Below are 8811 nucleotides of genomic sequence, written 5' to 3' on the forward strand. Positions count from 1 at the left end.
GCAGACTGGAATGCCATCATGGTATGAGTAGGGGTAATAAGATAAGGTTTATTAAGGATTATTTTGCTAGAAAATGAATTTGCAGCAGTAAATTTGTTACTTAGTGCGTTGCTTCTCTGATTTAGCAGTAAATTTGTTACTTACGCCGCATTACCGACCGCGGCGAGCCCGCCTATGTGTTGATGAACTATGCGGCGTACCGAACCTTGCAGGGGGAAAAAGCCAGCCTGGCGCACAAACTTGCCGACCCGGAAGCCGATCTGATTGACGTGGACTTTCTGCGCTGCCCGATTGCCGACCGCGAGGAATTGTTCTGATGTATCTGCTCGATACCAACGTTTTGTCGGAAATCCGCAAAATCAGCCGTGGGCAAGCCGACGCGGCGCTGGCGCAATGGACGCATTCGGTCGGTTTCGACGACTGCTACCTGAGCGTAATCACCCTGCTGGAAATCGAACAGGGCATTTTGTGCGTGCGCCACCGCGGCGACGAAGCGCAGTTTGCGCGGCTGCAACGCTGGCTCAACGACACCGTTGTCCCCACCTTCGATGCCCGCATCCTGCCCGTCGACCGCCACGCCGCCCGCATCTGCGCCCGCCTGCACGTTCCCGACCAACGCCCCTACAACGACGCGCTGATTGCCGCCACCGCCATCCGCAACGATTTGACGCTGGTAACGCGCAACACGCGCGATTTCGCCGAACTGAACGTGCCGCTGCTGAACCCGTTTTCAGACGGCCTTTGAGCGGATTGGAGTTTGGCAGACAACAAGGCAGCCTGAAAACGGGAAACCGGCTTTTCAGGCTGCCTTTGGGGGATTGGAACCCACCTAGCCCGTAACCAGTAGTATGTGTATAGACAAACGCCCTTGATTTAGGGCGTTTTTTATCTGTTCATATACTACTGGCTGCGGTCATTTGTGCCACGATTTGTACCAAACCCAACGAGGGTATTCCTATTGATACTCAAACCGACCAATACAAAAAATCAAACCGCTCGGTGCCAAGTCTCGGGACGCTCTTTCAGACGACCTTCATTATTGCTTTGGCCGTATTCGGTCTGCTGAACCAGTTGTCCGGCGGCATCGTAGCCGTAGGCGGTGATTTTGCCGTCCCAGCCGGTTTCTTGGATCAGGTTGTCGGTCGGGTCGTAATCGAGACGGTAGGTTTCACCGTTTTCGTTGGTGAGGACGGTCAGACGGCGGGCTTTGTCATAGGCGTAGGCGAAGGTATGGCCCAGCGCGTTGGTGCGTTTGAGCGGCAGTCCGTCTACTGCGAGTTCGTAGGCGGTTTTGGCACCGAGTCCGTCGATGTGGGCGGTCAGCCGGTTTAGGCGGTCGTATTCGAAGGTTTCGTGACTGCCGTCGGGATAGTCGGTACGCACGGGATTGCCCGCTGCGTCGTAGTGGTGGCGGGTGGTATGGCCCAGCGCATCGGTAATGGTTTCGAGATCGCCGTATTCGGTGTAACCGAAACGGGTGGTTTCGCCGGTACAGTCGGTAAAGCAGACGAGCTGGTCGAGGGTGTCGTAGTGTAGGCGTCGGGTTTTGCCTAAGGCGTCGGTAATGGTTTCGGGCAGCCATTGGGCGTTGTAGCTGTAGCTGGTAGTGTAACCGGCGGGATCGGTGATGCTGACGAGGTTGCCGCGTCCGTCGTAGGTGTAGGCGGTAATCCTGCCGGCGGGATCGTTGACGGCAACCGGCAGGTTGAGGGTTTCGTGGTAGTCGATTTGGGTGCTGCTGCCGTCCGGGGCGGTGATGGCGATGACGTTGCCTTCGGTATCGTAGAGATAGCGGGTTTCGCGTCCGAGCGGGTCGCGTTCTACGGTAATGCGGCCGTAGCTGTCGCGTTCGCTGTCGCTGCGTTGTCCGTCGGCGTCGATGCGGTAGATAAGTTCGCGGTTTTCGTCGAAACCGTACACTTCCGTCCGTCCCAATGCGTCGGTAACGACGGTATGGTCTTTGCGGTAGTCGAACGTCCATTCTTCACCGAGGTTGTTGCTGCTTTTAAGCACTTTGCCGTCGGTGTCGTAGCTGACTAGTAATGAGATTGTTAAAGAACCAATATTTCAGACGGCCTCAAAGGAAGGTTTTGAGGCCGTCTGAAAAGCGGAAACCGCGTGCGTACCGCTCACACCCTACGTCGGGATTGGAGGTTTTGTGCAGGCTACGGCTTACTAGACAAATAATCAAACTAAAACAAACTCTGAATTTTCATCATTAATATAATCTATTTTGGTGTAAAAAATTAAATCCCTAACCCCTGCAGAAATTAACCTATCCTTTAAATTATCATTTACTACAATTTGCGCAAATTTCTCTTTACTTTTAGCTATTGAAACATCCCAATCAAAACTTTCTTTAAATTTTTGTATTGAAAATTGATACTCCTCCTCATCATCCCATTCATCTTTTTCATAAATACTATTATCTAAATCCGTGGTGTTTTCATGATTGGTAATATGAACAACATAAAAACCATCTAACACCTTCTGGTTTTTAATATTTACAGGGAAAAACTGTACAAAACCAGCCTCTTGTTCTGGTTTAAGAATTTCTTTTACTTTTTGGCTGACAATTAATGGGCCTACTGTAAATAAAAAATCATACCTGTCTAAAGAATAGCTTTTATTAGGATTCAACTCATAGATCAATTGTACGCCCTGAGAGATTTTTCCTTCGTTATCTAACAACTGATAATTAACAGAGTTCCAGTTAAATTTCAAAAATTTTTGTTCTGACTTTGGATAAATTGCAAAAATCATTTTCAACTACTATATAGCGTTGTTTAATTTAATTTTTCCTGACAATAGCAACCCTCTATACTTGTCCATAATGCTTTCCACATGCATTTTCTTGATATGAGAAGGGCATTTCATTTGACTAACCTTATCCAATTCCCTTCTAATTCTATTCTCGTAGTCCATTTGATGCATCCCTCTATGAATAGTTCTCCCCTCTGGATTATTAGAAGAATGTGTTGGCAATTGAACAATATTCCGATAATTATTCAAGTCAATTCTTGCATCTATAATAGCGGGATGCTCTAAGAAATTGGTTAAAGGTATTATATGATGTCGTTGATGTCCAGATATTACTGGCATCTGTGCATAATCCCCCTGAGGTTTTTGCCTTTTTGCTCCTAATACATCGACCCATGCCTGTACATTAGGAGCAAACCAATACAAATTCTCCCCACCCAGCAACCCAATCGGGTCCTGATTCACAAACCGCCCGGCCTCGGGTTCGTAATACCTGAACAGATTGTAATGCAGCCCGGTCTCTTCATCAAAGTATTGGTTCTGCAATCTAAACGGCTGATGCGCATCCTTATAAACCCGTTCGTCCTTTTTCAGACGACCCCAGGCGGTGTATTCGCCGTACCATAAGAGATTGCCGTGGATGTCGGTCATCTCGCGCGGGATGCCGATTTGGTCGGTGTGGAAATAGGCGAGGTATTGCGCTTCGTCTTGGTTGTTATGAAGACTTGCGCCAGCGGTTCGTAGCTGTCTTGGTCGGTGTAGATATAGGTGTAGCTGCCTTTGTAGGTGTATTCCTGCAAGAGACGGCTGCCGTCCCAGACGAAGTGGGTGCGTTTGGGGTCGGTGCTCGTCCAGGCGAGTTTGTCTTGGCGTTCTTTGGAAAGCCTTCTGCCGAACGGGTCGTAGGCGTAGGTCCAGATCTCGGTATTGCCGGCGGGCTTTTTGATTTCGGCGCGGACGAGTTGGTTTTCTAAATCGTATTGGTAATATTGGTTTTCGCCGTCAGGCAGCTGGCGGTAGATCAGATTGCCCAGGGCGTCGTAGGTGTATTCGATGCCGTTGTATGATTCGAGGCGGTTGCCGCTACTAATGTTGCTGCCCTTTCCTTCTGCCGCTTTGTCGGAAAGGATGTTGTGGGCGGGGTCGAAGGCGAAGGTTTCGCTGCGGCCGGTTTGGCTGTTGCGGGCTTCCTGAATGCGTCCGATTTTATCGTAGACGTAATTAAGGACGCCGCTTCTTTGGTCGGCACTTTGGATCAGGTTGCCGGCTTTGTCGTAGGCGTAGCGGCGGTGGACGGCGCCGCCGGCAAGCGAGAACGACAAACAGCGCGCAGTTGTGGCTGATGCCCTGCGCTTGGGTGGCAAACGCGCCTTCGCCCGCGCCGCGCATCCGCAACAGAATCAGCCCCGAGCCGAAACCGTCAACGCACATTTCCAGCGCCAGCTGCCGCTGCCGTGCCCCTGAGCGCAGGCGGCGGCCGTCTTCGCCCAGATGCCAGCCCGAGTCGGCTGCTTGGAAATAGTTACGGTATTGGTGATAGAGGGTGTCGGTTCATAAAACGCTCTTGCGGATGGGATTTTTCCGACCTGTGATTAAGGCCGTCTGAAACCAATAAAACAGATTTCAGACGGCCTTTTAAGCCTTTTCAGACGGCCTTATTTCTTCAACCGCCGATGTAACTCCTGCACGCTATACACGCCCATGTTGTTCAGGCTTTTGGCGCCTTCGCTCATGGCTTCGCCGCCCGCGACGGTGGTGTATTGCGGCACGCGCTGGGTGAGGGCGCTGCGGCGGATGCTGTGGCTGTCGGCGATTTCCTGCGGGTTGCTGGCGGTGGTGTTCACCACTAGGGCAATTTCGCCGTTTTTAATCGCATCGACAATGTGCGGGCGGCCTTCGGGCACTTTGTTGACGGTTTGTACCACCACGCCGTGTTCGGTGAGATAAGCCGCCGTGCCGCGTGTGGCGCAGACGCCGTAGCCTAAGGTTTGGAAGTTTTTGGCCGTCTGAACAATCAGCGGCTTGTCTTCTTCGCGCACGGACAGGAACACTTTGCCGGTGGCGGGCATGCGCTCGCCCGCGCCGAGCTGGGCTTTGAGATAGGCTTCGGAGAAGGTTTCGCCCACGCCCATCACTTCGCCGGTGGAGCGCATTTCGGGGCCGAGAATGGTGTCCACGCCGGGGAATTTGATGAAGGGGAACACGGCTTCTTTCACGGCGTAGAAATCGGGGATGATTTCGTGTTCTACGCCTTGCTCTTTCAGGGCGATGCCTGCCATCGCGCGCGCGCCGATTTTGGCAAGCGGCTGGCTGGTGGCTTTGGAGACAAACGGCACGGTACGCGAAGCGCGCGGGTTCACTTCCAACACAAACACCACGCCGTCCTGCACGGCAAACTGTACGTTCATCAGGCCGACCACGCCCAGCGCGTAGGCCATGGCTTTGGTTTGGCGGCGGATTTCGTCTTGGATTTCTTCGCTGAGCGAGTAGGGCGGCAGCGAGCAGCCGGAGTCGCCGGAGTGGATGCCTGCCTGCTCGACGTGCTGCATGATGCCGCCGATCACCACGTCTTTGCCATCTGAAACGCAGTCCACATCCACTTCAATCGCGTTGTTCAGGAAGAAATCGAGCAGCACGGGGCTGTCGTTGGACACCTGCACGGCTTCGCGCATATAGGTTTGCAACTCAGCGGGCGAGTGCACCACCTGCATGGCGCGGCCGCCGAGTACGTAAGACGGGCGCACCACCAGCGGATAGCCGATTTCTTCGGCTTTGGCGAGCGCTTCTTCTTCGCTGCGGGCGGTGCGGTTAGGCGGTTGGCGAAGACCTAAGTCGTTCAACACTTTTTGGAAGCGTTCGCGGTCTTCGGCGGCGTCGATGCTGTCGGCGGATGTGCCGATGATGTTCACGCCGTTTTCAACCAGCGCGTTGGCGAGTTTGAGCGGGGTTTGACCGCCGTAATGCACAATCACGCCCCACGGGTTTTCGGTGCGGACGATTTCCAACACGTCTTCCAGCGTCAGCGGCTCGAAATAGAGGCGGTCGCTGGTGTCGAAGTCGGTGGACACGGTTTCGGGGTTGCAGTTCACCATAATCGTTTCAAAGCCCGATTCGCGCAGGGCGAGCGCGGCGTGAACGCAGCAGTAGTCAAACTCGATGCCCTGACCGATGCGGTTCGGGCCGCCGCCGAGAATCATCACTTTTTTGTTTTCAGACGGCCGCGCTTCGCATTCTTCTTCGTAGGTGGAATACAGGTAGGCGGTGTCGGATTGGAACTCGGCGGCGCAGGTGTCCACGCGCTTGTACACGGGGTGCAGATTGAGCGCGTAGCGGTGTTCGCGCACTTCTTTTTCGCTCACGTTTAACAGCTGCGCCAAGCGTTTGTCGGCAAAGCCTTTGCGTTTCAGACGACGTAAGGCGGCGAAATCCAAATCTTGCAGGCAGCCTGCACTTACCTGCTGCTCTTCTTTCACCAAGTCTTCGATTTGCGCCAAGAACCAAGGATCGATGGCGCAGATTTCGTGGATTTCTTCCAGCGTGAAGCCCGCGCGGAACGCGTCTGCCACAAACAGCATACGCTCAGGGCCTGGGTTCGCCAGTTCGCGGCGGATTTCCGCTTTATCTTCGCTGCGCGGATTGAAGCCGCACAAGCCGGTTTCCAAGCCGCGCAGGGCTTTTTGGAAACTTTCCTGAATGGTGCGGCCCATCGCCATCACTTCGCCCACCGATTTCATCTGCGTGGTCAGGCGGTCGTCTGCGGCGGGGAATTTTTCAAACGCAAAACGCGGGATTTTGGTTACCACATAGTCGATGGAAGGCTCGAACGACGCGGGCGTGCGGCCGCCGGTGATGTCGTTGCGCAATTCGTCCAGCGTAAAGCCGACCGCCAGTTTCGCCGCCACCTTCGCAATCGGGAAGCCCGTCGCCTTGGAAGCCAGCGCGGACGAACGGCTCACGCGCGGGTTCATCTCAATCACAATCATCTCGCCATTTTCAGGGTTTACCGCAAACTGCACGTTCGAGCCGCCCGTGTCCACGCCGATTTCGCGCAATACCGCTAAGCTTGCATTGCGCATGATTTGGTATTCTTTGTCCGTCAGCGTTTGCGCCGGCGCAACCGTAATCGAGTCGCCCGTATGCACGCCCATCGGGTCGAAGTTTTCAATCGAACAAATGATGATGCAGTTGTCGGCCTTATCGCGCACCACCTCCATCTCGTACTCTTTCCAGCCGAGAACAGACTGCTCAATCAGCAGCTCATGCGTGGGCGACGCATCGAAACCGCGTTCGCAAATCGCCAAAAACTCGTCTTTATTGTAGGCAATGCCGCCGCCCGAACCGCCCATGGTAAAAGAAGGGCGAATCAGCGTCGGGAAGCCGACCTGTTCCTGCGCCGCCAAAGCTTCGTTCATCGTGTGGCAGACAAAAGATTTCGGGCAGGAGAGGCCGATTTTCTCCATCGCCTCCTTAAAGCGGCCACGGTCTTCCGCCTTGTCGATGGCGTCTTCCGTCGCGCCGATTAATTCAACATTGTATTTCGCCAGCACGCCGTTGCGCGCCAAATCCAGCGCACAGTTCAGCGCGGTCTGACCGCCCATCGTGGGCAGAATCGCATCGGGCCGCTCCTTGGCGATAATCTTCTCCACCGTCTGCCACATAATCGGCTCGATGTAGGTAACATCCGCCATTTCAGGGTCGGTCATAATCGTGGCGGGGTTGGAATTCACCAGAATGACTTTATAGCCTTCTTCACGCAAAGCCTTGCAGGCCTGTGCGCCCGAATAGTCAAATTCGCAGGCCTGACCGATAACGATAGGGCCGGCGCCGATGATAAGGATGGATTTTAGGTCGGTACGTTTGGGCATGGTGTTTTACCTTAGAGGTTTCAAGTTATTTAAAACTATATTTAACGGGATTGCTGGCACCCCGTTTACGGTATTCTTCAGGCAGTCTTTTGCATTGGTATTTTTGGCGGACTTCATTGTTTTCAGGAAGTGATTCGCCGTGAAAACCAAAACGTCCTGCTATGGTTTCATTAAGCTCAGGAAAATTTTCCTTGGTAGCAGGCAGCCATTCATGCGCTTGTAAAACATCCACAATTAAGCCTTTTTCAACCGCTAAGATATAATGCGCACGTTTTGCCCGCTCAACATCCAGCCGCCAGGCCAGGCGAACCGCATCATAAGCTGATTTTTCTTTATCTAAAGAACGATTAACATTAATAATCAATAAATTATGATTGCTGTCAAATTGTGCAACAGGTGCATCGTATTTATCTTGTATTTCGGATACATGCATCGAACCAAATTCACTATTGCCATGTCCGTTTTGTTCATTTGATAGCCCCGGATAGGCATCTATTAATGCAGCTTCTACTTCAAAAGCGGTTTTCTCATTCATGCCATGCCGATGAATAACATGGATAACTTCTAATCTAGCTTTTTGGATAGCGCGAATCCTACTATATTTCAAAGTCAGTTCATCCTCGCCATCTTCCGTTATTTTCAAACATTGTTTCAAATGTTCAAAAATCCGGTTGTCCTTGCCTTTGCCCACATAAAAAGTTTCACCATTTCTTGGGTCAATTAAGCGGTAAACATAATATTCAAGTGCTTTGCAAACTTCAGATGAAAACTTGTTCATATTCTTTTTCCTCAAATGTATTTAGATAGCAAGCTATTAGCCTGTATATTGTATATAGGGTGCGTGCGATACGCACGCGTTCTCCATTTTCCCTGCACCCCCAACCCACCGCGTGCGTGCCTTGCGGTACACGCCCTACCGATGGATTCAAAGGTCGTCTGAAAAAACGCTTGCGGCGTTTGCTCCATCTGCCTTGCGATAAAGGCTACCTGAAAAATTCCCACTGTTGATTTTTTGGGCATTCTTTTTCAGACGACCTGCAACGCCTTAATCTGCTGTAACCCGCTCCCTCCCTTGTGGGGGAGTGTACAGACCGGACACATAGGTAACACCTGTGCGGGGACATGGGTAACAGTTTTTCGGGCAGTTTAGCAGAAGTCGTTCAGGTCAATCCGGCCGAGGCGGTAG

Annotated in this window: 8 protein-coding genes and 1 pseudogene; 3 read left to right on the forward strand and 6 right to left on the reverse strand. The window is 52.4% G+C overall.

Annotated elements, in window-relative coordinates:
• Positions 1 to 182 precede the first annotated feature (182 nt).
• Positions 183 to 317 (forward strand): hypothetical protein, encoded by a 135-nt coding sequence (locus tag ACLD9W_RS11280; protein WP_410842112.1) that lies wholly within the window; start codon positions 183 to 185, stop codon positions 315 to 317.
• Positions 317 to 745, forward strand: coding sequence for a type II toxin-antitoxin system VapC family toxin (locus ACLD9W_RS11285; RefSeq protein ID WP_410842113.1), 429 nt, complete (start codon positions 317 to 319; stop codon positions 743 to 745). Before ACLD9W_RS11280 ends, ACLD9W_RS11285 begins: the two co-directional genes overlap by 1 nt.
• A 242-nt stretch (positions 746 to 987) precedes the next feature.
• On the opposite strand, the gene ACLD9W_RS11290 is transcribed toward ACLD9W_RS11285, so the two are convergent.
• The 4 genes and pseudogenes from ACLD9W_RS11290 to ACLD9W_RS11305 all read right to left on the reverse strand — a co-directional run.
• Positions 988 to 2013, reverse strand: coding sequence for an RHS repeat protein (locus tag ACLD9W_RS11290; protein WP_410842114.1), 1026 nt, complete (start codon positions 2011 to 2013; stop codon positions 988 to 990).
• 174 nt (positions 2014 to 2187) lie between these two features.
• Positions 2188 to 2763, reverse strand: coding sequence for a hypothetical protein (locus ACLD9W_RS11295; RefSeq protein ID WP_410842115.1), 576 nt, complete (start codon positions 2761 to 2763; stop codon positions 2188 to 2190).
• A 9-nt stretch (positions 2764 to 2772) separates the two neighbouring features.
• A complete protein-coding gene (locus ACLD9W_RS11300; protein ID WP_410842118.1) occupies positions 2773 to 3102 on the reverse strand; it encodes an AHH domain-containing protein in 330 nt (109 codons plus the stop codon).
• A 36-nt stretch (positions 3103 to 3138) separates the two neighbouring features.
• Positions 3139 to 3890 (reverse strand): annotated as a pseudogene (locus ACLD9W_RS11305) (RHS repeat domain-containing protein); the annotation flags it as partial.
• 205 nt (positions 3891 to 4095) lie between these two features.
• Here ACLD9W_RS11305 and ACLD9W_RS11310 point away from each other — a divergent pair.
• Positions 4096 to 4224 (forward strand): hypothetical protein, encoded by a 129-nt coding sequence (locus ACLD9W_RS11310; protein ID WP_410842119.1) that lies wholly within the window; start codon positions 4096 to 4098, stop codon positions 4222 to 4224.
• A 191-nt stretch (positions 4225 to 4415) separates the two neighbouring features.
• Here ACLD9W_RS11310 and carB read toward each other — a convergent pair whose 3' ends face one another.
• Together carB and ACLD9W_RS11320 are read right to left on the reverse strand one after the other, a co-directional pair.
• The gene (gene carB, locus ACLD9W_RS11315; protein WP_410842116.1) at positions 4416 to 7625 is read right to left on the reverse strand and encodes a carbamoyl-phosphate synthase large subunit; all 3210 of its coding nucleotides are present in this window, start codon (positions 7623 to 7625) and stop codon (positions 4416 to 4418) included.
• A gap of 25 nt (positions 7626 to 7650) precedes the next feature.
• Positions 7651 to 8403 carry an LEM-3-like GIY-YIG domain-containing protein gene (locus ACLD9W_RS11320; protein WP_410842117.1) on the reverse strand — a complete coding sequence of 251 codons (753 nt, stop codon included), beginning with the start codon at positions 8401 to 8403 and terminating at the stop codon, positions 7651 to 7653.
• Between the last annotated feature and the right edge of the window lie 408 nt (positions 8404 to 8811).

Source organism: Neisseria sp. WLZKY-1 (assembly GCF_046546535.1).
Taxonomy (GTDB): domain Bacteria; phylum Pseudomonadota; class Gammaproteobacteria; order Burkholderiales; family Neisseriaceae; genus Neisseria.

Coding starts and splice junctions, on each gene's coding strand:
- ACLD9W_RS11280 (WP_410842112.1), top strand. CDS start 183: ATGAACTATGCGGCGTACCGAACCTTGCAGGGGGAAAAAGCCAGCCTG.
- ACLD9W_RS11285 (WP_410842113.1), top strand. CDS start 317: ATGTATCTGCTCGATACCAACGTTTTGTCGGAAATCCGCAAAATCAGC.
- ACLD9W_RS11295 (WP_410842115.1), bottom strand. CDS start 2,763: ATGATTTTTGCAATTTATCCAAAGTCAGAACAAAAATTTTTGAAATTT.
- ACLD9W_RS11300 (WP_410842118.1), bottom strand. CDS start 3,102: ATGCCAGTAATATCTGGACATCAACGACATCATATAATACCTTTAACC.
- carB (WP_410842116.1), bottom strand. CDS start 7,625: ATGCCCAAACGTACCGACCTAAAATCCATCCTTATCATCGGCGCCGGC.
- ACLD9W_RS11320 (WP_410842117.1), bottom strand. CDS start 8,403: ATGAACAAGTTTTCATCTGAAGTTTGCAAAGCACTTGAATATTATGTT.